Source organism: Chitinophaga sp. W3I9 (genome assembly GCF_050434025.1).
GTDB lineage: Bacteria > Bacteroidota > Bacteroidia > Chitinophagales > Chitinophagaceae > Chitinophaga.
On record NZ_JBNPWC010000001.1, the window covers coordinates 6,340,251 to 6,366,760 of the forward strand.

19 protein-coding genes and 1 tRNA gene are annotated in these 26,510 nt (G+C 45.6%); 8 read left to right on the forward strand and 12 right to left on the reverse strand.

The window, feature by feature from the left end:
* Positions 1–64: 64 nt before the first annotated feature.
* Positions 65–613 carry a hypothetical protein gene (locus tag QFZ51_RS25765; RefSeq protein WP_429050327.1) on the forward strand — a complete coding sequence of 183 codons (549 nt, stop codon included), beginning with the start codon at positions 65–67 and terminating at the stop codon, positions 611–613.
* Positions 614–778: 165 nt separating this feature from the next.
* Here QFZ51_RS25765 and QFZ51_RS25770 read toward each other — a convergent pair whose 3' ends face one another.
* The gene (locus QFZ51_RS25770; protein WP_429050329.1) at positions 779–1,135 is read right to left on the reverse strand and encodes a winged helix-turn-helix transcriptional regulator; all 357 of its coding nucleotides are present in this window, start codon (positions 1,133–1,135) and stop codon (positions 779–781) included.
* A 105-nt stretch (positions 1,136–1,240) separates the two neighbouring features.
* Here QFZ51_RS25770 and QFZ51_RS25775 point away from each other — a divergent pair, with 105 nt between their 5' ends.
* On the forward strand, positions 1,241–1,999 hold the full coding sequence (locus QFZ51_RS25775) for an SDR family NAD(P)-dependent oxidoreductase (RefSeq protein ID WP_429050330.1): 759 nt from the start codon (positions 1,241–1,243) through the stop codon (positions 1,997–1,999).
* 48 nt (positions 2,000–2,047) lie between these two features.
* Here QFZ51_RS25775 and QFZ51_RS25780 read toward each other — a convergent pair whose 3' ends face one another.
* Together QFZ51_RS25780 and QFZ51_RS25785 are read right to left on the reverse strand one after the other, a co-directional pair.
* Positions 2,048–2,953: a helix-turn-helix domain-containing protein gene (locus QFZ51_RS25780; RefSeq protein ID WP_429050331.1), complete on the reverse strand. Its 906-nt coding sequence runs from the start codon at positions 2,951–2,953 to the stop codon at positions 2,048–2,050.
* Positions 2,954–2,972: 19 nt separating this feature from the next.
* Positions 2,973–3,743, reverse strand: a complete 771-nt coding sequence (locus tag QFZ51_RS25785) for an SDR family oxidoreductase (RefSeq protein WP_429050332.1) — start codon at positions 3,741–3,743, stop codon at positions 2,973–2,975.
* Positions 3,744–3,882: 139 nt separating this feature from the next.
* Between QFZ51_RS25785 and QFZ51_RS25790 the strand changes: the two genes are divergently transcribed.
* Together QFZ51_RS25790 and QFZ51_RS25795 are read left to right on the forward strand one after the other, a co-directional pair.
* The gene (locus QFZ51_RS25790; protein ID WP_429050334.1) at positions 3,883–4,398 is read left to right on the forward strand and encodes a hypothetical protein; all 516 of its coding nucleotides are present in this window, start codon (positions 3,883–3,885) and stop codon (positions 4,396–4,398) included.
* A 146-nt stretch (positions 4,399–4,544) separates the two neighbouring features.
* Positions 4,545–5,930, forward strand: coding sequence for a DUF5605 domain-containing protein (locus QFZ51_RS25795; RefSeq protein ID WP_429050335.1), 1,386 nt, complete (start codon positions 4,545–4,547; stop codon positions 5,928–5,930).
* Between the two features lie 247 nt (positions 5,931–6,177).
* Here the strand turns inward: QFZ51_RS25795 and QFZ51_RS25800 are convergent.
* The 6 genes from QFZ51_RS25800 to QFZ51_RS25825 all read right to left on the reverse strand — a co-directional run bounded on the left by QFZ51_RS25800 (position 6,178) and on the right by QFZ51_RS25825 (position 15,917).
* Positions 6,178–6,262, reverse strand: a tRNA-Ser gene (locus QFZ51_RS25800).
* Positions 6,263–6,480: 218 nt separating this feature from the next.
* Complete coding sequence (locus tag QFZ51_RS25805) at positions 6,481–7,902, reverse strand: efflux transporter outer membrane subunit (RefSeq protein ID WP_429050336.1); 1,422 nt, start codon at positions 7,900–7,902, stop codon at positions 6,481–6,483.
* Positions 7,903–7,944: 42 nt separating this feature from the next.
* The gene (locus QFZ51_RS25810) at positions 7,945–11,109 is read right to left on the reverse strand and encodes an efflux RND transporter permease subunit (RefSeq protein WP_429050338.1); all 3,165 of its coding nucleotides are present in this window, start codon (positions 11,107–11,109) and stop codon (positions 7,945–7,947) included.
* 137 nt (positions 11,110–11,246) lie between these two features.
* Positions 11,247–12,440, reverse strand: a complete 1,194-nt coding sequence (locus QFZ51_RS25815) for an efflux RND transporter periplasmic adaptor subunit (RefSeq protein ID WP_429050340.1) — start codon at positions 12,438–12,440, stop codon at positions 11,247–11,249.
* Positions 12,441–12,876: 436 nt separating this feature from the next.
* The gene (locus tag QFZ51_RS25820) at positions 12,877–13,671 is read right to left on the reverse strand and encodes an AraC family ligand binding domain-containing protein (protein WP_429050342.1); all 795 of its coding nucleotides are present in this window, start codon (positions 13,669–13,671) and stop codon (positions 12,877–12,879) included.
* Positions 13,672–13,796: 125 nt separating this feature from the next.
* Entirely contained in the window at positions 13,797–15,917 is a 2,121-nt protein-coding gene (locus QFZ51_RS25825) for an endonuclease MutS2 (RefSeq protein WP_429050344.1), read from the reverse strand.
* Positions 15,918–16,348: 431 nt separating this feature from the next.
* On the opposite strand from QFZ51_RS25825, the gene msrA reads away from it, so the two are divergent.
* From msrA to ygiD, 4 genes are all read left to right on the forward strand, one after another.
* The gene (gene msrA / locus QFZ51_RS25830; protein ID WP_370907890.1) at positions 16,349–16,996 is read left to right on the forward strand and encodes a peptide-methionine (S)-S-oxide reductase MsrA; all 648 of its coding nucleotides are present in this window, start codon (positions 16,349–16,351) and stop codon (positions 16,994–16,996) included.
* A gap of 235 nt (positions 16,997–17,231) precedes the next feature.
* Positions 17,232–17,651, forward strand: a complete 420-nt coding sequence (locus tag QFZ51_RS25835) for a hypothetical protein (RefSeq protein ID WP_370907891.1) — start codon at positions 17,232–17,234, stop codon at positions 17,649–17,651.
* 57 nt (positions 17,652–17,708) lie between these two features.
* Positions 17,709–18,119 (forward strand): Rrf2 family transcriptional regulator, encoded by a 411-nt coding sequence (locus QFZ51_RS25840; protein ID WP_429050347.1) that lies wholly within the window; start codon positions 17,709–17,711, stop codon positions 18,117–18,119.
* A gap of 41 nt (positions 18,120–18,160) precedes the next feature.
* Positions 18,161–18,982, forward strand: a complete 822-nt coding sequence (ygiD, locus tag QFZ51_RS25845; RefSeq protein ID WP_429050349.1) for a 4,5-DOPA dioxygenase extradiol — start codon at positions 18,161–18,163, stop codon at positions 18,980–18,982.
* A 41-nt stretch (positions 18,983–19,023) separates the two neighbouring features.
* Here ygiD and QFZ51_RS25850 read toward each other — a convergent pair whose 3' ends face one another.
* The 3 genes from QFZ51_RS25850 to QFZ51_RS25860 form a co-directional block, all read right to left on the reverse strand.
* Positions 19,024–21,417 carry an ABC transporter permease gene (locus QFZ51_RS25850; protein WP_429050351.1) on the reverse strand — a complete coding sequence of 798 codons (2,394 nt, stop codon included), beginning with the start codon at positions 21,415–21,417 and terminating at the stop codon, positions 19,024–19,026.
* Positions 21,418–21,572: 155 nt separating this feature from the next.
* Positions 21,573–25,889 (reverse strand): DUF3320 domain-containing protein, encoded by a 4,317-nt coding sequence (locus QFZ51_RS25855; RefSeq protein ID WP_429050353.1) that lies wholly within the window; start codon positions 25,887–25,889, stop codon positions 21,573–21,575.
* Positions 25,813–26,205: a DUF4011 domain-containing protein gene (locus QFZ51_RS25860; protein ID WP_429050355.1), complete on the reverse strand. Its 393-nt coding sequence runs from the start codon at positions 26,203–26,205 to the stop codon at positions 25,813–25,815. The genes QFZ51_RS25855 and QFZ51_RS25860 overlap by 77 nt, the downstream gene beginning before the upstream one ends.
* Positions 26,206–26,510: the final 305 nt, after the last annotated feature.

Sequence of the window (26,510 nt, forward strand, 5' to 3'; positions counted from 1 at the left end):
AAGTATATAGCAGCAACTGTTATGATGTCGTTCAAAAAATCTTTTAAATAAACCTCCATCAACTATGAAAAAAGTAATCTTAATTTTGGCAATTATAACCCCATTCTATTCGGCTTTTTCTCAAACAGCGAAACCCAATACAGATCTAAAAGAACAAAAAAGCAAGGCAGAGCTTTTCTCAAACAAATCCGGGTCTCTAATACAAAGACAATTTACGGACGTTGGATCGCTGAGGGGCTGCCAGATTCAAGTTGCCCAATTTACAGACCTGATTGGCGGAGAAACCGCCAAGGCAGTACGTTTTGAATATGCGTATTCCGGAGCATATTCATCCGATACAAAAATAGGATTGCTTGATATAGATGAGGTTGATGCGCTTATTAAATCTTTAAACATAATAAAAGACAAGATAATGCCGACCACACCAGAAGTATATACTGAAGTTGAATATAAAAGCCGCGGCGGCTTGCAGGCAGGCTGCTTTTATTCAAAAAAGCAATGGTCCACCTTTTTAAAAATAGAGCGATTTGATGAGAAGTCCTATGTGTTTATGAAGGATGGGGATGTAATTCAATTGCTGTCACTATTGAATGATGCGAAGGCCAAACTCTGATTGGCAGAATAATGTGCCTTAAAGGACAGGGATTTAAGATCAGTCCACAAACAGCTGCATACAACCTATGCTGCTGTTTTTCCTTCTTTCCCTGTTCTCCTTTTTAATTCTTTCACGCACGCCATCATTTACCTCCATTCCCGACGGCGGTTCATGAAGCTTATATTATTTCCCGACAATTTTCTTCCGATGTACAATGCCCCAATCTGTCAGATTGCTGATGATGGTTTGTAGTGTATCACCGTGTTCCGTAAGCTCATATTGAACCGTTATGGGTTGTGTATCTAAAACGGTTCGCTTTACCAACTGGTTTATTTCTAATTCCTTTAATTCTTTACTCAACATCCTGTTGGAAATTCCTTCTACATCATTCAAAATATCTGAAAACCGCCTTTTGCCGTAACAGCAAATAGATGAGATGATAGAAATCTTCCATTTCCCATTCAGCACGTCCATTGAATCCTGAACAGCTTTCATTCTTTTCTTTTGTTCCTGTTGGAACTCTTCTATTTTACACCCCATAATGTTACTTTGTTACACCTATGTTACTGTTACTTTTCAGCACGAAGTTACTAATAATAACTTACCAATCCTACCTTTGTCGCTCAAGCATCAAAAAAAGAAACAATGAGTAGATTAAAGAACAAAGTAGCGGTGGTTACAGGTGCATCAAAAGGAATAGGCGCATCTATCGCCAAATATTTTGCGGCGGAAGGCGCAAAGGTAGTTGTGAATTATGCCAAAAGTAAAGAAGGCGCAGATAGCGTGGTTAAGGAGATAACTGACAATGGAGGCATCGCCATTCCGGTACAGGGCGATGTATCGAAGGAAGCGGATGTAACCAGGCTGTTTGAAGAAACAAAAAAGGCTTTCGGCACGTTGGATATTTTGGTAAACAACGCGGCCTTTCAGGGATACACGCCTATTGAACTGGTATCAGCAGAAAGCTTTCACCAGCATTTCAACACCAACGTTTTGGGGGCTATACTTACTATCCAGGCATCTTTGAAACTGTTCAGCGGTAAGGGCGGCAATATTATCAACATCAGTTCTGGCGCAAGCAAAATGCCACTTCCTGCAGCCTCGTTGTACTCTGCAACTAAAGCAGCCTTAGACGCCATAACGATTTCCTTGTCGAAAGAACTGGGTGCAAAAAACATCCGTATCAATTCCATTTTGCCGGGCGCTACGGAAACAGAAGGAGCACGTAGTGCCGGCGTCACTGCTGGCAGTGAGTATGAAACAATGTTTATTGCCAATACGCCGCTTGGCCGCAGAGGCCAGCCCGAAGATATTGCGAAAGCCGCCGTATTTCTTGCGTCCGATGATGCAGCCTGGATTACGGGAGAGCAGATTTCCGTTTCGGGTGGTATGTATGGTTTTTAAATTTGCTTTCAAATCCCTGTTTCCGGATGAAGCAGGGATTTTCTTCCGCTAATTGAAAGATTGCCTGAATTTGCTTGGTGAAAGAGCAGTATTTCGTTTAAATAATTTATTGAAGGATTGTGGGTGTTCAAAACCCAATTGGTAGGCGATTTCGGCAATATTCATACGGGTAGTTGTCAGCATCACCTTAGCCCTTTCTATTAACCGGTCATGAATATGCTGCTGTGTGCTTTGCCCAGTTAGTGTTTTGAGCATATCCGTCAGATATCTGGGCGAAACATTGAGATGCCGGGCAACCTCCTGAACAGTAGGTATTCCATCTACGTGATCTGTGAAGCGAATAGCCAGGAAGCTATTCATTTGACTGATCAGGTCATTATTGACAGCTTTCCGGGTAAGGAACTGACGGTTATAAAACCGGTTACTGTAATTAAGCAGCAATTCAATCTGCGAAACCAACACGTCCTGGCTAAAAGCGTCAGTATTATTATCCAGTTCGGCAGCAATACTTTCAAACAGGGCACCAATTACTTTCTTCTCTTTGTCAGAAAGAAACAAGGCTTCATTTACTGCGTAGGCGAAGAAACCATATTGATCCATGTTTTTGCCTAATGGATAATTGCGGATAAGATCGGCATGAAAATACAGCGTATAGCCCTCGTAGCTGCTTTCATCACCCGTCATAGTAACCAGTTGATTGGGCGCTAAAAAAGCCAGGCCCCCTTCTTCAAAGTCATAATAGCCCTGCCCGTATTTAACCTGACCCCTGAAATTTTGTTTAAAGGAAATCTTATAAAAGTCGATCAAAAAACTTCTTCCTGCGTTTTCCCGGCTGATCCTGGTAGCATCGTAATTTACTACAGCCACCAAAGGATGCAGGGGTTTGGGCATACCCATTCCCCTCATCAATTCAGAAATGGTTTTAAATATAATGGGTTGCTGTGCAGGTTTCATGATTCATGCTAAATTAAGTTTAATCCTGTACACTTGGCCGGACAACAATATCTCCCACTTCCACATGATCCGGCTGGCTAATAGCATAGATCACCGCAGCTGCTATTGCATCAGGAGTGATCGCGATTTGTGCTGCCTTTTCCTTAACAGCTATTCTGGCTGCTTCGTCTTTGATATGATCTATCAGTTCTGTATTAACCAAACCAGGTGAGATTCCGGTTACACGGTATAGCCCGCCTGACTCCTGGCGCATGGCCTCGGTGATGGTACGCACTGCATTCTTGGTACCGGCGTACACACCCTGCAGGGGCACAATTTTTATACCGGAAGTTGATATGATATTGATGATGTGACCAAAACCTTGTTTCAAAAAAATTGGTAAGGCAGCTGCGATACCATACAGGGTTCCTTTGAGATTGACATCAATCATCTCTTCCCAATCGCTGACCTGAACAGCGTCGACCCTCGACAAACGGGCAATTCCAGCGTTATTTACTATCACATCCAAACGCCCGAAAGTTTCACAGGCTAAATGAACCAATTGCACTAAATCACCGCGGTTTTTGATATCCGTCACTAAATAAACTGCTTCGCCACCTGCCGCTTTGATCCGGCCAACCAAATCTTCTAATCGATCTTTACGACGGGCGCCCAAAACTACTTTTGCACCCTGCGCTGCCAGCATAATTGCCGTAGCCTCACCAATTCCACTGCTGGCCCCTGTTATAGCGACTACTTTTCCTTTAATTTTGTTTTCCATTTTACAAAGGTCGACAAAGGCATTGGTCATAGCTTAGCCTAAACCGTCAAATGTGTAGCCTGAATCCCTAATTGAGTTTACTTCTGCTATCCGTAGGATGATTAACAATAGAAATATTTAACTTTAGTTAAGGTGTAAGATATTTTAAATATAAATTTTTATAGGATTTATGGCTTCTTTAATAAATGTGATTGTTCCGTTTGATGTATTTGTGGATAGGGTGAAAGATTTGATGGAGAAATACCAGGTGCATCTTTATCTGGAAAAAAGAGATGCAGCATTGCAGGCGGAGTATGTTAAATTGGATGTTTTTGCTGACCAGCTGGATATGGACTATAGTCAGTTTTTCTTCAGCGCTCAGGAAGTTACACTGAATGATGACACGAATTTTTATGCAGATGACGTATTTGATTATTGCATTGAAGGCAAAGGGGGCCGCCAAACAGATACGGATGTAGAATTGCTTGCGCTGCGTTTAATTAGTAAAAATCCAATGCCCACGATTAAGTCCTTCTTTAATGCGGTTCACAACCGTTTAAAGAAAGATAAGGATTTCGATGCTGGAATATACTCTGGCAGCGGGGTTGCCTTTTATAAGAATATTTTATACCTGAAATCAGCTGCGCAGGATAAGGTAATGTGGTTTGATTTTAAAAGGAAAGACAAACCCATTACACTCGAATAATTTAAAGCCCTCCATTCCGACCATAAAAGATCGTAACGGTTAATGGCCTGCTTAATCGCCGTTATATTGAAACTGTCGTTCCTTTTTGCTATGCCGTTTTCAATCATCAATATCCACATTTGCTCAATCAATTCATATTTTATCCGGTGAACCTAACAGGCAGATTTATTAAGAACAAGGATACTATTTCTGTTCCTGGTTTTTACGACGGCAATGGCATTTATAAAATCAGGTTTATGCCTCCAAACGAAGGAAAATGGAACTATGTAACTTTAAGCAATGTCAAAAACCTTACTAATAAAAAAGGAAGCTTTGTATGTACCCCCGCGCAAAAAGATAATCATGGTCCTGTAGCAGTAAAAGACAGTTTCTATTTTGCATATGCCGACGGTACCCCGCATTATTCGTTTGGAACCACCTGCTACGGCTGGGTACACCAGGGTGATAGTTTGGCCGAAGTAACGCTCCAAACATTATCGAAGGGTTATTTTAATAAAATGCGCATGTGCATTTTTCCAAAGAGCTATGACTGGAACAATAATGAACCTGTGTATTATCCTTTTGAGGGATCACCGCTAAAAAACTGGAACTATAACAAATTAAACCCTGCCTTTTTCAGGAACATCGAAGAAAGAATAAAGCAGCTCGACTCACTAGGCATTCAAGCAGACCTTATTGTTTTCCATCCTTACGACCGTTGGGGATTTAGTTCGCTCGACAGAGCTACCGAAGACCTTTATATCAATTACATCATTGCACGATTCGCAGCTTTCAAGAATGTTTGGTGGAGCATGGCCAACGAGTATGATTTTATGCAGAATAAGAAAATGAGTGACTGGGACTATTATATTGAGCAATTCGCTACTAAAGATAAGTTTCACTACCTCCTTAGTATTCATAATGGTGTTCGGTTCTATGATCATACCAATCCCTACATTACGCATGTAAGCATTCAGGAAGAAAACACTTATAAGGCAAAAGAGTACAGGACGAAGTATAAAAAGCCTGTTATTTTTGATGAATGCAGATATGAAGGAAACATACCGTGGTCGTGGGGTAATTTAACTGCTCAATCCATGACTGAAAAGTTTTGGAGAGGTTTTACCAATGGAGGATTTGTAGGACATGGAGAAACTTATGTTACTGAAGATCCTATCCGGCTTCCTGGTGAGTCATCCGATATTTTATGGTGGTCGAAAGGCGGTGTGATGATAGGAAAAAGCCCCGATCGGATCAAGTTCCTCCGCCAGATTATTGAAGCGGCACCCGGGGAATTAAAACCTATTCCTTTATTTACGTGGGCACCATTTTCATGCGTCGGCATTGAACATGAATACTATTTGGGGTATTTGAATGATGCACAACCGCGGAGCATTGTTATTGATCTTCCTACAGACGCATCCTACAATGTTGAAGTGATTGACACATGGAATATGACCATCACACCATTGGAAAAGAAATTTTCAGGACACAGCTTAATCGGGTTACCGGGAAAACCATATATTGCTGTGAGAATTGTAAGAAATAAGTAGGATAGCAATGTACCTCATCATAACTAACGGATATCTCTATTTATTCATTTACCTGTTAACAACTGCAATTACCATCCCATCATGTTCTTTAATACCAACGGTTTGCAGAATAGTAGCTGTAACATTTTTGTTTTCCTTCAGGCTTTCATTTAACCGAAATCAGTGGCATTTATCCGGCATTTTTCTAAATACAAAAAGCCTGTAGATTTTGCATCTACAGGCTTTAACCATTTTAACAATGTGGTTGCGGAGAGTCAGGGATTCGAACCCCGGGACCTGTTACAGTCAACAGTTTTCAAGACTGCCGCAATCGACCGCTCTGCCAACTCTCCAGGGACGCAAAAGTATAAAAGAAATTGAAAATAAAAAAAAATTCGGCTATTATTTTTTAAACCCGCCAGCAGCAAGCCTTCCGGAAATAAAAATCCCGGTTTACAACGCGTAAACGCGGGATGGTATGATAAAAATGACGGACCTAAGCGATCTGTTTCGGGTAGTGATTCAAAAACTCTGCTGATGGTCTTTCGCTTTGATCCGTCATTTGCAGTGGCTATTTCCAACCGCCACCCAAAGAACGGTACAGGTCTACCATCGCATTGAGGCGCTGGCGGTCTATATCGGCCTGGGCCAGTTCAGCCTGCAGGGAACGTGATTGGGCAGTAATTACTTCGAGGTAGTTAGCCATACCGCTGCGGAACAGCAGCTGAGCCTGTTGTACTGCCAGTTGCGCAGTATTTACCTGGCGGACAGCAATTTCCTGCTGCACCTTTACTTTGTCCAGCTTTACCAACGCATCACTAACCTCTCCTACTGCTGTAAGAGCAGACTGCTTAAACTGGATCACCGCTTGTTCACGTTGAATTTTAGCTACTTCCAGTTGTGTTTTTAACTGGCGGCGCTGGAAGATAGGCTGTGCCACACTTCCGGCCACTGTACCAAACAGGGAAGCAGGAAGATTAAACCAGGTGCTGGCTTTGAAGGCATTTAATCCGCCACTGCCGGTAATAGTGAGCGTAGGATACATGCTACCCTGCGCCACGCCTACCTGTGCATTAGCAGCTACCAGTCCCATTTCGCTGGCGCGTACATCCGGGCGGCGGCTGATCATGGCCGCAGGAATACCTGCCGGCAATGAGTCCAATACCTGGAAGTCGCTCAGTTTGCTGCTACGTGTAATCGTTGACGGTAGCTCACCGGTTAAAATGCGTAACGCATTTTCCTGGATGGCAATACCTTGTTCCAGTTGTGGGATCAGCAGTTCCGCAGTTTGTTGCTGCGAAATAGCCTGTTGCACACCCAGCTCTGTTACATCACCGGCGGCTTTCTGCAGGCGGATCATCTTTACGATGGTGTCGCTGAGCGCCAGGTTTCTGCGGGCCACACTGAGCTGGTTGTCCAGCATCAGCAGGTTGAAGTAACTGTTGGCAATAGCTGCCACCAGCCCGGTTTGCACGGCGTGCTCGCCTTCGTACGACTGCAGATAGGTAGCCAGTGCGGCTTCTTTCTGACGTTTTATCTTACCCCAGATATCAATTTCCCACGACATGCCCACACCGATATTAAAATCTTCGATATGGTCGCCGAGGTTATTAACAGCAAGGTTCAATCCATTGAAACTATTCTTGGAAGGGAAGTTGGTACTGCCCGATGCGGTAGCTGTAAAAGCCGGCAACCAGGCCACTTTAGCCTGTTTCAGGTAAGCCTGCGCCGTTTCCACTCTTTTCACCGCCAGCTGCAGATCGTAGTTGCCGGTGAGGGCCTGGCTGATCAACTGCTGTAAGGTGGCATCTGTAAAAAACTTCTTCCATTCTATTTCTGCTATGCTGCTGGTGTCTGAAGGCGCAGTGTCATTATTGAACTGCTGCGGCAACGCCACCGGGGGCCGCTCGTAATTGCGGCCTACCCGGCATGCTGCTAACCCTACAACTAAGGAGAACAACAAAAAGTAAAATGAGCTATATCTTGTTTTCATTTGTCTTTTTTCTGAATCTGATAATATATTTTTCTGCCGCTATTAATGAACCAGCTTTGCCTGATGTTCTGCTTCCACTGCCACTATCGGTTTACGGCTGATTTTCTCTTGCAGGAACTGGAAAATTACAAACAGCACAGGTATGATGAATACCCCCAGGACCACCCCGGTAAACATGCCACCTACAGTACTCCAACCGATCGAGTGATTGCCTTTGGCAGATGCACCTTGCGTAAAGATTAATGGCAACATACCAACAATAAAGGCAAAGGAAGTCATCAATATTGGACGAAGACGAAGCTGTGCTGCTTCCAACGCCGCCTCAACAAGCTCATAGCCCGCCCTTCGCCGTTGTAGGGCAAACTCCACAATCAGGATCGCATTTTTAGCCAATAATCCTATCAGCATGATCATACCTATTTGTACGTAGATATTGCCCTCTATGCCGCTGAAGCCAATGAAACTATATACACCTAATATACCCGTAGGTACAGTAAGGATTACTGCCAGTGGCAGGATATAGCTTTCATACTGTGCAGCCAGCAGGAAGAATACGAACAACACACTCAATAAAAACACAAATGCAGTTTGGTTCCCTGCTCTTATCTCTTCCCTCGTAATACCCGTAAACTCATAGGCATATCCCTGTGGCAATGCCTTTTTCGATACTTCTCCAATGGCTTTAATTACATCACCGGTACTATAACCTGGTTTGGGCGTGGCATTAATGGTAACAGCACTATACAGGTTGTTTCGTGTAACTGTTTCCGGACCATATACACGTGTGAATTTGGCCACTGTACTTACCGGCACCATCGTACCCAGGTTGTTCTTTACATAAATAGCATCCAATGAACTTTTATCCATCCGGTAGGAAACATCGGCCTGCGCCATTACGCGGCTATACTTCCCGAAACGGTTAAAGTCTGAAACAAAACTACTACCATAATACGTTTGCAGCGTATTCAACAAATCACCAACAGATACACCCAATTGTTTCACTTTTATATCATCTATATCAATGGTGTATTGTGGATTCCCCGTATTAAAAGTAGTGAACGCACTCGCCACTTCCGGCCGCTGACTTAATGCACCAACAAAACCCCATGCCGTTCCCGCTAATTTCTCCAGCGATCCGTTTGTTCTGTCCTGCAACATCATTTCTACCCCGCTCACATTACCGAAACCCTGTATTGTTGGGAAACCAACAAAGAAAGTCAGGGCATCATGTACTTGCATTGACTTGCCTAACAAACCGCCTGCAATAGCAGTGGGGTCTTTTACAGCACCTCTCTCCTTACGATCTTTTAACCGTACAAATATCGCAGCGTTAGGGGAAGCGTTCGCATTTGTTACGAAGTTCATTCCATTTGCAGCCCATACATCGCTCACACCCTCATCTTTCATCGTAATTTTACTGATCTGGCTCGTTGCATTCTCCGTTCTGCTAAGTGAACTACCGGGAGGTGTTTGGGTAATACCAACAACAAACCCCTGATCCTCATCCGGAATAAACCCGGTAGGTGTTGTTTTGATCAGCAAAACTGTAGCAACCACCACAAGCAATAATCCGGTAACGGCCACCCATCTGTTCTTCAGCAGGAATTTGATGCTCCGTATATATCTTGCCGTCATTGCATTAAAAGCGGTATTAAACGCATCGAAGAAGCGGGCACCAAAACCTTTTTTCTCTCCACCTTCGCCTATATGCTGGTTCTTTAAGAATAAAGCACACAACGCCGGACTTAGCGTTAACGCATTCACCGCAGAAATAACGATAGCAATGGCCAGCGTAAAGGCGAATTGTTTATAGAATACGCCTGCAGGACCTTGTACAAAGCTCACTGGTACAAACACTGCTGCCATTACCAATGTGATCGAAATAATCGCACCGGATATCTCACTCATCGTTTTAACTGTTGCCTCTCTTGCCGGTAAATGCTCTCGTTCCATCGTTGAGTGTACGGCTTCTACAACCACAATTGCATCATCCACCACAATACCAATAGCCAGTACCAGTGCGAACAATGTAAGCAGGTTAATACTAAAGCCGAATAATTGTAAGAAGAAGAAGGTACCTATAATCGAAACAGGAACAGCAATTACCGGGATCAATGTAGAGCGCAGATCTTGCAGGAAAACGAAAACCACGATGGCCACCAGGATGAATGCAATGATCAGTGTTTCTTTTACCTGGTCGATTGATGCATCCAAAAACTCCTTCGAGTTGTACATGATCTTAAACTTCATACCATCGGGTAACGCCTTATCAAATTCTCCAATCTGGCGTTCCAGTTCGGTAAGAATTTCATTGGCATTGGAACCCGGTGTTTGCAAAATACCAAAACCAGTAGCCGGTTTGCCATCGAGCAAATTCGAGGCAGTATAAGTATAACCACCAAGTTCAACCCGGGCCAAATCTTTAAGGCGAAGAACAGAACCATCGTTATTTGCCTTAATCACCATGTTTTCATACTCTTCAGGCTTGTTCAACTTTCCCTTGTACTTAATAATATACTCGAAAGATTCTTTACTACTTTGTCCCAAACGCCCTGGTGCAGCTTCTACGTTCTGATCTTTGATCGCATTCATCACTTCTGTTGTAGAAAGATTATTAGCAACAAGCCTGTCGGGTTTCAACCAAACACGCATCGAATAATCTTTTGAACCAAATGGCTGTACCTGTGCCACCCCTGGTATACGTTGTAACTGAGGGATGATATTAATTCTTGCATAGTTATTTAAGAACAGTTCGTTATACTTAACGCTATCCTCGCTATATATCGCCACAAACATCAGGAAGCTGCTCTGCACTTTCTGTGTAGAAAGCCCAGCCTGTAATACTTCGGGAGGCAACTGGCTATTAGCTTTAGATACGCGGTTTTGTACGTTTACCGCTGCAATATCAGGATCCGTTCCTTGTTTAAAATAAACTGTCAAGGTGTAGCTACCATCGTTGTTGGAATTGGAGGTCATGTACGTCATGTTCTCCACACCATTTACCGATTCTTCTATGGGGGTAGCAACTGTACGGGCTATCACCTCCCCGTTGGCGCCAGGGTAATTGGCGATAACCTGTACAGATGGCGGCGCAATCTCAGGGAATAAGGCCGTAGGCAGGGAGAATAAAGACAACGCTCCCAGTATAACCAATATGATAGAAATAACCGTTGATAACACCGGCCTTTCAATAAATCGTTTTAACATAAATAACAATTATGGGTTGCGGTATGTCCGCACGAACACAAACAGTGCATGTGTGTAACAACACTGCCTGCGTCACAATTTGAATAATGTTTTGTGTAAACGTTCTTAACACTGGCGTGCTTTCACGCTTAACTATTTTAAAGCAGCGGCTTCGCTTTCAACAGGCTATCTATAGATACCATCTGTGGCTGAATAACAACACCATCTTTTAAACCACCCATCATCATGGTAGATTGAGAAGATAATACAATCTTATCTCCCACCTTAACGCCATCAGTAACAAAATAATAATTAGACGTTTTGCCAGAAATGGTTAGTGGTTTTGTAACGATTTTATTACTATCGGCCACTGTATAAACAAACACTTTGTCCTGCAATTCAAACGTAGCTTCCTGAGGAATTACCAATGCAGAAGCATGTAAAGTAGGTACTCTGACTTTACCGGTACTACCACTTCTAAGTACTCCCTGTGCATTAGGAAAGCTGGCACGTAAACTAATTGCACCAATAGTTTTGTCAAACTGCCCTTCCACTATTTCAACTTTTCCTTTTTCAGGATAAACACTTCCATCTGCCAGGATTAATTCTACCGCTGGCATTCCTTTTACTTTTTCAGCAACACTATTACCTGGATATTTTTCCTTGAATTTGAGGAAATCGGTTTCACTCAAAGAAAAATAAACACGCATATCCTTTACTTCAGAAATAGTAGTCAATGCGCCTGTCATTCCCCTGCTAATAAGGCTTCCCGTTTTAAAGGGAATACTACCTACATAACCATCGCTGGGTGCGCTGATATTTGTGAACCCAAGATTGATACGGGCGGCTTCTACCTGGGCCTGTGCCTGGGCAACATTAGCTTTCGCTGAATTGTAACTTGCTTCGGCCGATTTTAATTGAACATCCGATACCACATTATTACTAAGTAGCGGTTTCAATTTATCAACATTGATTTGTGCATTCTCTAATGCCGCTTTTGCAGCTTGTAAATTTGCAGTGGCATTGTTGAGTTGCTCTACATAAGGTCTGCTATCGATCGTGAAAAGTGTTTGACCTTTTCTAACGTAAGCACCTTCATCTACTGAAATATTCGTTAGATAGCCATCTACCTGTGGTCTTATTTCCACATCACGGGTTCCTTCTACCGAAGCAGGGAAGTCCTGAAAGGTTGTAGCAGGTAATGTAACTGCTTTAATTACAGGTAAAGATGCTGGTGGCGGAGCCTCATTCTTTGCCTGCGATGTGCTGCAGGCAGACAATACGGAAAGAACAAAAAAACTATAAAGTAAGCCTGCCGGCAAATTTGTAAACGTTGATTTAAATGGTTTCATACTACTTTGTTTTAAACGACTAACAATAAAATTCCCCGGTACGATCAAGGCCAATAAAAGGCAGCCTTGCTTCGCAGCAATCAATATCAGTGACAGCAATCGGGTTGTGAAATACAGGTAGGTAGCCCCGCAACACTCAGACACCTATAATGTTACAGCACATTATACGTTTGAGCACAGCAATTTGTTACTACTGTAAAAAAGAAAATTGAAGGTTTGCGGTCGGCCGCTAAAAAATTCTCATCGGTTTTCAAAATTTAGAATGATGCACGGGCGACATCATTATTTTAAACACAATGCAAAAATAGATATTTAAAGTTAACGCACGTTTAAATTATTACGGGTTTAATTGTACTTTTCACGGATACTCTTTTGAAACGATGCAGGGGTGAATCCGGAATGCTTCTTAAAGAAACGGTTAAAATAGGCATCATCTTCAAAAATTCAACTGCGCAGCAATCTGCTTAATAGAGTGCTCACCCCAGTACAGCAGGCGTTTTGCCTCCATGATCCGTTTCTCGTCAATGATGAATTTAGCATTCCTTCCCAGCAACGCCTTCACCGTGTCATTTAAATGTCCCGGTGAAACGTACAACATTTCTGCATAATCCGATACCTGCGCTTTCTCATGAAAATGCTGATCTACCAGCATCTTAAACTGCCGCGCCATATTATATTGCGAACTCTCTGCATTCATCCAGTTACCGGAAGGTTCAGAAATACGCCCGCACGCTATAATAAAAGCGTTCAACAGGTTACGGATGATGGCATCCTTGCGTAATTTGTTGCTGTTATACTCTTTCCTGATCAAATCTGCATAAGACAATACTTCCTCCAGCTGCTCTTCGTTCAGCGGAACCATACCGGAGCTGAATACACAGCGCCAGCAGCTCACCACTCCCTGCATTTCGGGCACCAGGAAGTCGTTGGTGAAGTAAAGATTAATGAGCTCCGCATCAGGATCCATCTCATGCTGATGCACCTGGTTAGGTTCCATCAGCATGAGCGCCGGCGCTTCCATCTCGTATTTTTTAAAATCAATCACCTGCGTTATGCGGCCCTTGATCAATATATCTATACTATATCCATTGTGACGATGCGGAATGTTCAGATCACCTGCGCACTCATAACCATTCCACTCCCCCATGAAAAAGTTGGCCCCTTCTGCGTAATCACAGTTATAAACCTGTACATCCGAATTGCGTGTTACAACACGTTCTAATACTTCCATTGGTTTAATATTTTACGGTAACCACCATTTAAATTTTGACGCGGTAAAGATAGGTTATTAAATAACCTTGCTCCAACTATACGGCCTATAGATAATCTCTATACCACCTCAGGGTATCCGTTATATCATTTCCCTTCCTCTACCTTTTCAGCAGGTTTTTCCTGCACCAGCACAAGATCGCTCAGCTTCACATTGATAGGAATATTACCAATTTTGACAATAGCACGTTTATCACGGATCTCCAATACCTTGCCCACCTGCCTGTTGGTAACAATTTTCACCTGGGTGCCTACCTCTATCTGGCCTTTGATCTCCTCAAATTTGTCCTGTACTTTTTTGTTGAGTTGTTCAGTATGCTGCTTTTCGCGGCGGCGGAACAACAGGATTTCTGCCTGCTTCATTACTTTCTCCTTATCATCGGCACGTTTCCACTCTATCACGATCTGCTTCAGCTTCCGCTCCATATCCTTCAGATACTGCAGGTCATCCTCCTTGATCTGGTTCTGTAATTTCAGTAAAGCATATTGCTGCTGCTTACGCTCTTTGTCGGCCAGCACTTCATATTCCTTCTTCAGGCGCTCGTTTTCCTTTAATAACTTCTGCAGTTCCTTTTCTTTGCTTTCTACTTTCTGCAGATCCTGTTCGGCTTTGTTCAGCAGCTTATCCAGCTGGAAATGCCCCTCATCCACGAGTTTCTTGGCGCGCGCAATCAGCGACGGATGCAACCCTATCCTTTCAGCAATAGAGAAGGTGTACGAGCTGCCGGGCTTCCCCACCATCAGCTTATACATAGGCATCAGCGTTTGTTCATCAAAGCCCATGGCCCCGTTAACGATCCCCTTTACCTTGTTGGCCATCACTTTCAGGTTCAGATAGTGCGTGGTAACTATACCGTACGCATGTTTCTTAGCCAGTTCCTCCATGATCACTTCCGCAAAAGCGCCGCCCAGGTTGGGATCCGACCCGCTTCCCAGTTCATCTATAAAGAAAAGCGTTCTGCCGTTGGCGTTTTCCATGAAATATTTCATGTTTTTGAGATGGGAACTGTACGTGCTCAGCTCAAACTCCAGCGACTGGGTATCCCCGATATGGATCATCAGTTGTTTAAAGATCCCGATCTGGGACGATGGATGTACCGGCACCAGCAGCCCCGATTGCAGCATCAGCTGAATAAGCCCGATGGTTTTCAGGGTCACCGTTTTACCACCGGCATTGGGTCCGCTGATCACCAGGATATGCGCATCTTTATCCAGGTTGATGCTTACCGGGATGGTAGGCTTCTGGTTTTTCCTGTTATAAAGCAGCAGCAACGGGTGATAAGCCTGTATAAGATTAAGCTGTGCATGCGGCAGCAGCATGGGATAGTTTGCGTCCATATCCAGCGCCAGCCTGGCTTTTGCCCGGATAAAATCGAAAGTACCCAGGATTTCGTGGTAGCCGTTCAGCAAAAACGAAAAACCACTTAATGCGGCCGTCATCGCTTTGAGAATGCGGTACACCTCGCGTCCTTCTTCCCTTTCGAGCGACTGGATATCATTATTCAGCTCAATGGTTTCTTCCGGTTCCAGGAAGGAAGTCTTCCGCGTATCGGATTCGCCATGAATAATACCCTTTACCATGCGCTTATTTTCGGCGTAAATAGCCACAACCCTGCGTCCGTTGAGGAAAGCCTCTTCCTGGTCGGCCAGGTAATTGAGCTTTTGCAGCTTCTGCAGGATACGGTCAAACACGCGGCGCAGCTCTGTACGTTTGCGGTACAGCGAAATACGGATGCGGGCCAGTTCCGGGGAAGCGTTATCCCTTACCTGTCCCAGTTCATCCAGCACTTCATCAATGGTAGCGGTGATCTTTTTCTCATAATGGGTTTCTTTGATCACTTCATACAACGCGGAGTACTGGGTACGGCGGTCGTGATCAAAGAAACGGACAATGCTATGCATGCTTTCTGCCAGTTTACGCAGCAGCATGGCCTGTTCCCCGGTTAGTACAGCGCCTTCAATAGAAAGCAGGCGGAGTTCTCTTTTAAGGTTCAGGATGAAATCGTTCGGAAAATTTTCCTGTAACAGGGTGAGTTGTTTATATTCATGTGCCTGTTGCAGGGCGGTTTTTACGTAATCTATATGCGTGTGCAGGCGGAGCGCTGCGGCCATTTCCTTGCCGAGCTCTGTTTTGCAGTGCTCTTGCAGCAATGCCTGTACTTTGTCGAATTCCAACTGCATCAACGCAGATTCAGGAAAATATTTCAAGTGTTATTTATTTAAAGTAAGAAGGCACCAACAATCAGGTATTGTTCGTGTCTGCGTAAAAGGTTTACGTTCATGTGCGCGTAAAAGCGCTGCCAACATGGTGGCGGAGAAAGCTGATCCGGGAAAATTATTAATTCTTGTTCATCTTTGTTGTCATTATGCTATCAAACGTTATCCGGCAATTCCGGCTTATACTATCGGTTCCTGCTGCTGCTGACGTATGCTTTTGGGCGGTTTTCAGGGCGCTCCTGGGTTCCTGGAAACTGCAAAAGAATGTTAAAGTTACTTAACTTGTCGCTCTCCTCCATCATATATTACGTAAATTATAAAAAGGAAAGGCTCTTTAAAGATGCCAGGAATAGCTGCAATCCCTTAACAGCATTACATTCCGGACATATAAAAAAAGCTGCATCTTTGAAATTTTTATTTTTATGAGAAAATATTCAATATTCATTTGCCTGATTGCAATGGCGTTTTCTGCCTGTGCCCAGCAAAAAAAAGACAAAGTGCCCGGAGATATGGAAGTAACCAACAATGGAAAAACGGCTACCGCTACCTTCGGAGGCGGCTGCTTCTGGTGTACAGAAGCTCAGTTTCAATACCTGGACGGTGTAACTAAAGTAGAATCCGGCTATGCCGGCGGTGATGTACCCAACCCTACCTACGAGCAGGTATGTACCGGTACTACCGGCCATGCGGAAGTGATCCGCGTTACCTACGATACGTCAAAGATAAGCTACGAAGAACTGCTGCAGGCTTTCTGGCTGAGTCACGACCCCACCCAGCTGAACAGGCAGGGCAACGACGTAGGTACCCAGTACCGCAGCGTGATCTTCTACAATAACGAGGACCAGAAAGAGAAAGCAGCGTTTTATAAGAAGAAACTGCAGGAATCCGGCGCGTATGACAAACCTATTGTAACGGAAATTGCGCCGCTTACTACCTTTTATGAGGCGGAAGATTATCACCAGAACTATTATAACCAGAACGGATCACAGCCATATTGCACTTTTGTGATCAAACCCAAACTGGAGAAGTTCAAAAAAGCATTTGCCGGACACCTGAAAAAACAACCCTAAGGGGAGATAGTGCATGGGGAGTGCATTGATAGTGCATTGGAAGTGCATCAGAAGTGCATGAGAACAGTATTCATAGTGCATGGGTTAGGCAATGCTTACCCATGCATCAGGCATCTGAGAAGTATTGGTGAAGTAACAGACAAACATCGTCGACCTCCCCTCTACCGCATTTATTGCTGAATCCTAAAAAACTTTTATTAACTTATGCAGCAGTTAATAAAAAGTTCCACCATTAATGAGCACTGTACAAGTATGTCCCTGGTGTGGGAGCACGGATCTTATCCGTACCATACCGGAAAAAGACCCATTTCACGTACTGTTTATCTGCCAAAGCTGTCAAAAGGTAGTGAACGACCAAACAACCCCGGAAAACCGGAAAAACATCATTTCTAAACGTACCATCGAGGAAAAAGCGATACAACTGAGCCTGCATTCCGGAAAATTGCATGCCGTTAAATACTACCTGACAGAAATGAACAAGCTCCCCGGCACCAATATTGGCCTGCTGGAAGCTAAAGAGGCCGTGGAGGCGCTTATTGGCGCCCGTGGGGTAGCCAGTGCAGTGAAGCAACCCAGCCGGAATGGCTGCGTGATTGCCCTTATCGTACTGGTTCTCATCATTGCCAGCGTGGTTTACTTCTATACCCACAGATAAATTTTTCCATTCTCCCCTATTATCGTACTTTTGTACTGTAATAAAGTCGATTACAGAATGAACAACGGAAGATTTCCCATATCACTGCATATACTCACGCTGATGGCCAGCGCGGAAGGGGAACTTTTGTCGTCCGACTATATTGCCGGCAGCATTAACATCAACCCGGTACTGGTTCGAAAGGAAATCAGCAACCTCCGCAACCACGGGCTCATAGAAAGTAAGGAAGGTAAAAACGGAGGCGCCACCCTGGCAAAACCAGCCGATAAGATCCGGCTCTCAGAAGTATACCACGCCGTACAACAGGCTTCCCTGCTGGGAAATAGCAAAAATAAGCCCAACCCCGACTGCCTCGTAGGGAAACAGATCAACCAGCATCTGGACAACCTTTACCAGGAAATTGAAGGCGCACTGCTGCTTAAACTGGACAAAACAAGCCTGGCGGACTTCTTACGCCAGTTCGCATAAATTTTATCATCAACGGCATTGCTGCCAACAGGAGGAATAGCATGCAACTCAACGATCTCAGGAATATTACCGGCGAATTTAAAAACAGCGCCCGCATGCCCGTTATGTTTATCGGGCACGGAAACCCCATGAACGGTATCATGGACAATCCCTTTACACGCGCCCTCAGCAGCATGGGAAAGGACTTGCCTCAAAAACCTAGCGCCATCCTGGTAATATCCGCCCACTGGCTCACCAAAGGCACCCACGTGCTGGTAGCCCCGCAACCGGAAACCATCCACGATTTCGGCGGATTCCCGGAAGCACTTTACGCAGTACAATACCCCGCACCCGGCGCACCGGAACTGGCCCGGGAAACCAAACAGCTCATCACTTCCACTAATGTTATAGAAGATGACCACTGGGGCCTCGATCACGGCTCATGGACGGTACTGAAACATATGTATCCTATGGCCGATATCCCTGTATTCCAGCTGAGCATCGATTATCACCAGCCACCGGAATACCACTTCAAACTGGCGGCAGAACTGAAAGCACTACGGGATAAAGGAGTACTCATCATGGGCAGCGGCAACATTGTGCACAATCTCCGGCAGGTAGTGTTTACAGACAATGCCAAACCGTTCGACTGGGCCCTTTCCTTCGATGAAACGGTGAAACAGAAACTGGAACAGGGCGCCTTCACCGACCTGGTAAATTATCATACCCTCGGCCGGGAAGCGCAATTGTCCATCCCAACCAACGATCACTATCTCCCAATGATCTATACACTGGGACTGGTAAATAAAAATGAGGAAATAAAATTCACGTACGAAGAAATACAGAACGGAAGTATCAGTATGCGGTGTTTTAAAACCGCTTAATATAATGCAGCGCCGGGCAATTACTTACCCGGCGCCTTCTTTTAATCAGCCCGCAAACTCTTAACAGGATTGGCCATCGCCGCTTTCACCGCGTGAAAACTCACCGTCGCCAACGCAATCACTATCACCGCGCTGCCTGTAATCACAAACACCCAGATGCTGATGCCCGCATGATAAGCGAAATTATTCAGCCACCGGTCCATAATCCACCAGGTAACCGGGAATGCTACCGCAGCGGCAATAAGTAACAATTGCAGGAAATCTTTCGATAATAATTTTACAATATTTACGGTGGAAGCCCCCAGCGTTTTGCGTACGCCTATTTCCTTTGTTCGCTGTACCGCCGTGAAAGCCGCCAGCCCAAAGAGTCCCAGGCAGGCAATAAATAATGCCAGCATTGCAAACAACATAAATATCGTTTCCTGCTTCTGCTCACCGGCATACTGCCTGGCGAAATTCTGATCTATAAAACTATAATCGAACTGATGCCCGGGATCAAAGGAATGAAACACTTTTTCAATATAGGCAACTGCAGCCGGTACATTGGACCTGCTCACCTTCACGTATACATTGTCCTGCGCACCGGGGAACGGCGGCATCTCCAGCACCAGCGGCGCTATTTTATGCTGCAGGGAATAGATGTGAAAATCTTTTACCACGCCCACCACTACACGCTCGGTACGATTCCCTTCGGCGTCAATCTTAAACTGCACCCGCTTGCCCAGTGGCTGATCCCAGTTGAGCATTTTCACAAGCGTTTCATTGATCAGCACCGAATGATGCATATCCGATTCACCGGTATCTGAAAAATTACGCCCGCTTTGCAGCTTGATGCCCATTGTTTTCAGGTAATCCGCGTCCACCATATAATTCTGCGCAACTACAGACGCCTCGGAAATACTGCCGTTCTGCTCAAAGAAAAAGCCGTGACCACCAATATTATTCCTGCCTATCGGATTACTGGCCGCAGCTACATGCTGCACCAGCGGATTCCGCAACAGCTGGTCTTTCAGCACCGCCATTTTACTCCGCATCTGCTGGTCCGGTATATGAAAAGACAATACCTGGTCTTTGTCGAAACCCAGGTTTTTATGCATCATATACTGCAGCTGGTCATACGCCACCATGGTGCTTCCTGTTAAAATAATCGCAATGATAAACTGGAAGGTAACAAGCCCCTTCCGGAAACCAGCGTGGCCGCTGTTTCCCAGCTTCCCTTTCAGCGAATTGATCACTTTAAAACCAGACATAAACACCGCCGGGTAAATACCTGCCAACAGACCGGTGAGTAAAGCCAGTATTATAATAACAACGATGGTTTTTGCCAGTCCGAACTGCCATAACTGTACCTGCGAACCGGTGAAAGCATTAAACCAGGGCAGCAATACCGCTACCATTCCCACAGCAACCAGGGCGGCAAAGAAAGTAAGCAGCATGGATTCTGTCAGGAACAGGCGCGCAATTTCTTCCCTGCCCGATCCCATACTTTTACGCACCCCTACTTCTTTTATACGCGCGCTGGCGCGGGCCGTAGCCAGGTTCATATAGTTAATACAGGCAATCAGCAACGTCAGCAAACCAATACAAAGAAAAATATAGATGTACAGCATGTTGCCGTTTGGCGATATTTCATAATCGAGGTGGGAATGCAGGTGGATATCTGTCACCGGCTGCAGTTCCATTTTATACGTTACTTCTCCCATACGCGGTTTTAAATACCGCTCAAAAAACGCCGGCAGCTTACTTTCCAGCGATTTTGCATCCGCATCTTTCTGCAATAACAGGTAAGTATATATGTCGAAGTTCTGCCAGCCGTTAGCGTTATAGTCCGGCGGCATTACGCGCAATGCGCTGAAAGAGAGATGGGAATTGGAGGGCACATCTTCCATTACTGCGCTCACAGTATAAGCAGTGCTGTCATCTGTGAGGATGGTTTTTCCTATCGCCTCCTCAGGGCTGCCGATGAGTTTTTGAGCAAGACTCCGGGTCAGCACCAGCGAATTGGGTTGGGCCAGGGCGAAAGAAGCATCCCCTGCGGCTATCGGGAAATTGAACACGCTAAAAAAGGTGCTGTCCACAAAAAACATATCCCCTACTTCCAGTTTCTTTTCGCCATATTTCAATGCGGCGCCGCCATCGGCTTCTACTCTTGTTATCTGTTCTATTTCGGGGTAGTCTTTCTTCAATACCGCGGCAAATGGGGCGGAAGTAGTAGCCAGGTGCAAATTACCGCCTGTCCACGTAGCATGATTAACAGCCCGGTAAATACGATCCGCCTGCGGATAAAAATTATCATAACTGGTTTCCCGGTGTACATACAGCAACAATAACCAGCAGGCGGCCAGGCCAATAGACAACCCGGCAATATTGATCAGGGAATAATATTTAAACCGGACCAGGTTACGCCATGCTATCAGGAGATGATTTTGAAACATCGGGAGAAATTTAAAGTTGATGACTATCTCACATTATTCTCTTCTCCACACCTGAAAAGCAAAAACATGCCATCCCGGATGTATCCTAAATACCAACGCTAAACAGATATTATTAATTTAAATTTGTCCGGTTTCAGTACAGCGCCTGTACGGTATCATGCCTTCAGCAGTTCGCCTTCCCGTTGTACCTGGTTATTTTCAATGCTGAGATCAATGGCTTTCAGGATCTCTTCTTTCATTTCTTCGGTTACACGGCTGTAGCCGAACATCCTGGCAATGAAAGGCACGGCATCTTCGCGTTGTATGGCCACCGCATCCTTCACCACTTTTTCCAGGGCTACGCCTATTTCTTCTGCTGCTATGTAGTTGATTTTCCTGGCGGCGGCCGGCAGTTGGCTGCGGTTGCGCACCACGGGCGTAGGCAATGAAGTATGCCAAAGGAATTGTCCTTTAATTTTTATGCGTTTGCCGGCATCGGAATGGCGTACCGCATGACGCAGTATTTCCCGGATACGGGGTCCCACCCTGGTAATACCTGCTGCTTCTACCATCCGCCGGGCTAACTCATCAAAATGAACCGGGCTTTCCACTGTTACTACCTGTTCTATCCAGTTACATAGTTTACCAATGGGAGACAGATGAAATTCCTGCGCCCGGATTTCATCCGGTAATACTGCGGTTTCATATGCCGGCACTTCTTCTTCGGTTTCTTCCACTGCTTCCCGGGTCAGTACCTGTGGGGATTCTTTCTTTGCATCTTCGGCTACCTGGTCGTCGATCGCAACAGCGGCTTTTGCTTTTTCAATAGCAGCCACCAGGCGGTTCAGCTCCCGCTCCGGATTACGGAACCAATCGGTGCTCCACACCCGGTGGATCTTCCAGCCAACAGCTTCCAGCACCTGCTGCCGCAAGCGGTCACGGTCACGGGCGGAACGGGCAGAATGATAAGCAGCACCGTCGCACTCGATCCCCAATATATAACGGCCCGGATTTTCTGCATCTACAATAGCCAGGTCAATATAAAATCCTTTTGACCCTACCTGCTTGCGTACAATATATCCCAGCGATTCCAGTTTAGACGCCACATTTTCTTCAAACGGACTATCTGCCGGAAGCCCTGTTTCGGCGGTCATGTACAGCTTACCATGCTGTGCGAAATACAGGAAATTTTTCAGCGATTGTATACCATAGCTCTTGGTCCTGTTCACATCAATATCATCAGCGGTAATATTGGTAAATACTTCGCAACGCGTTTTCGCCCGCGTGATCAGTACATTGAGCCTTCTTTCCCCGCCTTCGTTATTCAGCGGCCCAAAAGACATGGCCACATATCCTTCCTCCGTACGTCCGTAACCGATAGAAATAAATATTACATCCCTTTCATCTCCCTGCACGTTTTCCAGGTTCTTCACAAAGAAAGGTTCGTCCTGGTGCGCCATGAAATATGATTCCAGCTCAGGTGATTTACGGCGCCGCAATTCCAGCGCATCACTGATCGCCTGCCGCTGCGAGGTACTAAACGCTACCACCCCTAAACTCATTCCGGGATTTTTACGGGCATGTTCCATTACCGCATCTGCTACAATTTCCGCTTCCTTAGGGTTGGTGCGGGTTTTACCACGGTCGTATGCCGTATCTTTCAGGTGATGAAATACCAGTCCTTTTCTTTCTTTATCACCGGGACTCGGAAATATCACCAGTTTATTCTCATAAAATTCATGATTCGACAACGTGATCAGCGATTCATGGCGGCTCCTGTAATGCCAGCGCAACATACGTTGTGGCGCACCCTGTGCATCGCACAAACCGAGGATGCTCTGCATATCTGCGGTAACATTTTCTTCATCATCGGTTTCCCGGGTAAGGGAATCAAAGAAGCTGGTAGGTGGCAATTGTTTATTATCTCCTACTACCACCAGTTGTTTACCGCGCAAAATAGCGCCCAGCGCTTCTACCGGCTTCACCTGGCTGGCTTCATCGAAAATAACGAGGTCAAATTCCAATGTGGCCGGCGGTAAAAAATTAGCGATAGACAATGGGCTCATCATAAATACCGGCTTAATAGCCTGTATCGCCAAACCCGCTTCCTGCATGAGTTTCCGGATAGGCATATGCCGCGCCTTTTTGTTAAACTCCGTGCGGAGGATGTTTACCTGTCCGCCGGCATCTGCGCGAGGCATTTGTTCCCAGTGCTGTAACGCAGCACGGGCGCGGTTATACTGAAGATTCAATACGTCCAGCTTACGAAACTGCTGTACCATTTCTTCATGACCTGCACGCTCAAATTTACGCAATGCAGGCTGCGATTTCACGGCTGTTTCCACCAGGTATTCATACCATGTTTTTTCCAGCGCTGTTCTCAGTAATCTGGCACCGCCTTCCCATTCCTGCACCGGAGTGAGCAGGCATCCCAGCTGTTCCTGTATAGCCGTTTCCGTTATATTGTTCCACGCAATGAGGTGGTGTATTTCGGGTAGTTTATCTGTCCATGTTTGTAACTGCCATTGCTGTACATCCAGCAGCACAGGAAATTGTCCCGGCGGCATTTCCAGCTTCTCCAGCACGGCAGTGTTGCGTTGCTGCTGCTCTGCCAGCAATTGCGCAAGCTGCTGCTGATCTGCAAGGGCATCGGCGGCGTTGCGGTGAGTGTGTAACCATTGAGCTACCTGCGCAGGACAGCTGCCCGCTGAAATACATGTATGCAATTCCGTTAGATAGGCCGTTGCTTCTTCCAGCGCTGGCCAATCGGTATGTGATTTCTGCCAGCGGCTGCCGAACAAGGTGCCGGCTAATGCAGCATGTTCTTTCAGCAGTGTATCCTGCCGGCGGAATTCCATGATCGCATCCACATACTGCAATTTTTCTTCCTTGTCGTCCGGCAACGCGTGTTTGCATAAAGCCGCCAGTTGCCGGTTACTTTTTTTGTACGCGCCAATCAGGAACTTGTACCATTTGTGGCCATGTGCCAGCAGGTTTTCCCGGATCTCCATTGCGTTTTGCTCCCATGCCTCGGGAATAAAGATTTCCTGGTACTGCTGCTGAACGGCAGTAGCAGCTACACCTGCGGTCAGCCATTCCGCGATATCCTGCTTTTGCAATACCCACGCTTTATTGGCGACGTCTATTTCCTGTAGATCCGGTTGACGCGCCAGCAGCGCGCAAATATCAATAAGCGTATGTACCGCGTTAATATCTTTGGGAGATGGGATACTCATTTTTCCTGCGATCGCGGAAGTCGTTTGCACCAGTGCTTCCTGGGCGGTCAATGCATCCGCCAATAGCCGGGCAAGAGCAGTTTGTTCATGCGGCAGCAATACCGTGAGCCGGCTGCCGCGGAAAGCGAGATTGGCCGGCACACCTGTTTCCTGCAAACAGGCCTGTATCCGCAACGCCATTGCGGTAGCCTTGTTCATTGCAACAGCATCCCAGCGCGCGATATCCGGCAATTGTATTTGCGGTAATGTGATACCTGCAGTTTCTTCGTTTAGCCGTAACAGGTAACCTATTACCTGGTGGGCAGTTAAACCGCTTCTTTCGATAGCGCCATTCACTGCAAGACAGTAATCATTCAATTCTTTCTTGTAATTATCCAGGAGCAACACTTCTTCCTGTAACTTCTGGATAGACGGGCGCCCCAGTTCCAGCACCTTTCTCAGTTCCTGGTGCAGTTCTTTTTTATTGGCTTTATGACTGTGCAATTCCAGGCAGGCTTCTCCCAGCTGGATATTATCCAACCGGCGTTTCACCACTTCCAGCGCTGCCATTTTCTCTGCCACAAATAACACTTTTTTACCGCGGCCAATAGCGTCTGCAATGATGTTGGTAATCGTTTGTGATTTACCCGTTCCCGGCGGGCCCTGTATCACCAGGTTACGGCCTTCCTGCACGCTCAGCATGGCCATGATCTGGGAACTGTCGGCATCCACTACCTGGAACAGTTCATGCGCATTGGTATCGTTGTCGATGAACACATCATCCGGCAGTTGTGGAGCAGTATCTGAAAATCCGCCGCCAAAAAGACTTTGAATCACCGGATGCGTTATAATATCATCCTCCTGCTGCCATTTGGAAGCATCCAGGTCGTTATAGATCAGGAATTTGCCAAAGGAGAAAAAGCCCAATTCCACTGTATCGGCCGCCACTTTCCATCCCTGCATGGGCTCCACTGCGGCAGCCACTTCCGCCAGGTAGGCATTTACATCAAAGTCTTCCGCATCCGGCAAATCAGGGATATGTATATTAAAGTCGGCCTTCATTTTTGCCTGCAGGGAAATGTTGGCGCCTACTTCCTCAAGGGAGTATTTCAACCGGAAACGTTCTCGCGCGCTGGACCTGTCCAGCAGCACCGGCACCATGATCAGCGGTGCAAACCGCGCTTCTTCGCTGCCGGCGGCCTCATACCACTGCAACATCCCCAGGGAAATATAAAGAATGTTCACCCCCTGCTCTTCCATGCTCATCGCGGGCGGCATAGTAGGTGTTGAGCAGCCGGGAATGCAGGGTTACCTGGTTTTCATTGGTTTGTAAACGGGTATCGGTTAACGCATCTTTCGATACCGGTTCATTATACTGCACGGCTTCTTCTTCCTGCTTTTTTTCGGGCCGGCCGAGGAACGACATGGTTTTACCTTCCCGCACCAATATATCATAAATGGCAGCAGATTGTTCTTCTACAATATGTAAACCTTTGCCGGCTGGCAACTTGTAATTCAACAATGGATTTCTGAGACCTAAATCCAGTAACTCTTTCCTGGAAGATTCAAGCCTGGTTAATATGGATGCGATCATAATGGCAAAATAAAACGCTACAAATATAATTTTAATAAACGGTGAAGAAGGAGAAGAAGTATACAAAAAGAGAAAATCCTGCGCTATCACCTAAATGCCTTCAGCCTCAACGATCTCACCGAAAAAAATAATTTTTTTATCCCGAAAGTTTTATAACTTCGGTTCACCTAGCTATTATTTGTAATAAATAGTAATCAGAAGTACCCCGGATTGTGTAAATGCCCCAATAGTTTTCTGGATATTTTATAGATATAACCTCAGTCACAGAAGATATTTTTCTAAAGGAATTGTTATGCTTTTTTTGT

What these genes read in the sequence shown, in the direction of transcription:
- msrA (WP_370907890.1), top strand. Translation starts at nt 16,349, where the DNA reads ATGAGAAAATATTCAATATTCATTTGCCTGATTGCAATGGCGTTTTCT.
- QFZ51_RS25820 (WP_429050342.1), bottom strand. Translation starts at nt 13,671, where the DNA reads ATGGAAGTATTAGAACGTGTTGTAACACGCAATTCGGATGTACAGGTT.
- QFZ51_RS25850 (WP_429050351.1), bottom strand. Translation starts at nt 21,417, where the DNA reads ATGTTTCAAAATCATCTCCTGATAGCATGGCGTAACCTGGTCCGGTTT.
- QFZ51_RS25835 (WP_370907891.1), top strand. Translation starts at nt 17,232, where the DNA reads ATGAGCACTGTACAAGTATGTCCCTGGTGTGGGAGCACGGATCTTATC.
- QFZ51_RS25765 (WP_429050327.1), top strand. Translation starts at nt 65, where the DNA reads ATGAAAAAAGTAATCTTAATTTTGGCAATTATAACCCCATTCTATTCG.
- QFZ51_RS25810 (WP_429050338.1), bottom strand. Translation starts at nt 11,109, where the DNA reads ATGTTAAAACGATTTATTGAAAGGCCGGTGTTATCAACGGTTATTTCT.
- QFZ51_RS25855 (WP_429050353.1), bottom strand. Translation starts at nt 25,889, where the DNA reads ATGCCGCCCGCGATGAGCATGGAAGAGCAGGGGGTGAACATTCTTTAT.
- QFZ51_RS25840 (WP_429050347.1), top strand. Translation starts at nt 17,709, where the DNA reads ATGAACAACGGAAGATTTCCCATATCACTGCATATACTCACGCTGATG.
- ygiD (WP_429050349.1), top strand. Translation starts at nt 18,161, where the DNA reads ATGCAACTCAACGATCTCAGGAATATTACCGGCGAATTTAAAAACAGC.
- QFZ51_RS25785 (WP_429050332.1), bottom strand. Translation starts at nt 3,743, where the DNA reads ATGACCAATGCCTTTGTCGACCTTTGTAAAATGGAAAACAAAATTAAA.
- QFZ51_RS25860 (WP_429050355.1), bottom strand. Translation starts at nt 26,205, where the DNA reads ATGATCGCATCCATATTAACCAGGCTTGAATCTTCCAGGAAAGAGTTA.
- QFZ51_RS25770 (WP_429050329.1), bottom strand. Translation starts at nt 1,135, where the DNA reads ATGGGGTGTAAAATAGAAGAGTTCCAACAGGAACAAAAGAAAAGAATG.
- QFZ51_RS25780 (WP_429050331.1), bottom strand. Translation starts at nt 2,953, where the DNA reads ATGAAACCTGCACAGCAACCCATTATATTTAAAACCATTTCTGAATTG.
- QFZ51_RS25775 (WP_429050330.1), top strand. Translation starts at nt 1,241, where the DNA reads ATGAGTAGATTAAAGAACAAAGTAGCGGTGGTTACAGGTGCATCAAAA.
- QFZ51_RS25815 (WP_429050340.1), bottom strand. Translation starts at nt 12,440, where the DNA reads ATGAAACCATTTAAATCAACGTTTACAAATTTGCCGGCAGGCTTACTT.
- QFZ51_RS25805 (WP_429050336.1), bottom strand. Translation starts at nt 7,902, where the DNA reads ATGAAAACAAGATATAGCTCATTTTACTTTTTGTTGTTCTCCTTAGTT.
- QFZ51_RS25790 (WP_429050334.1), top strand. Translation starts at nt 3,883, where the DNA reads ATGGCTTCTTTAATAAATGTGATTGTTCCGTTTGATGTATTTGTGGAT.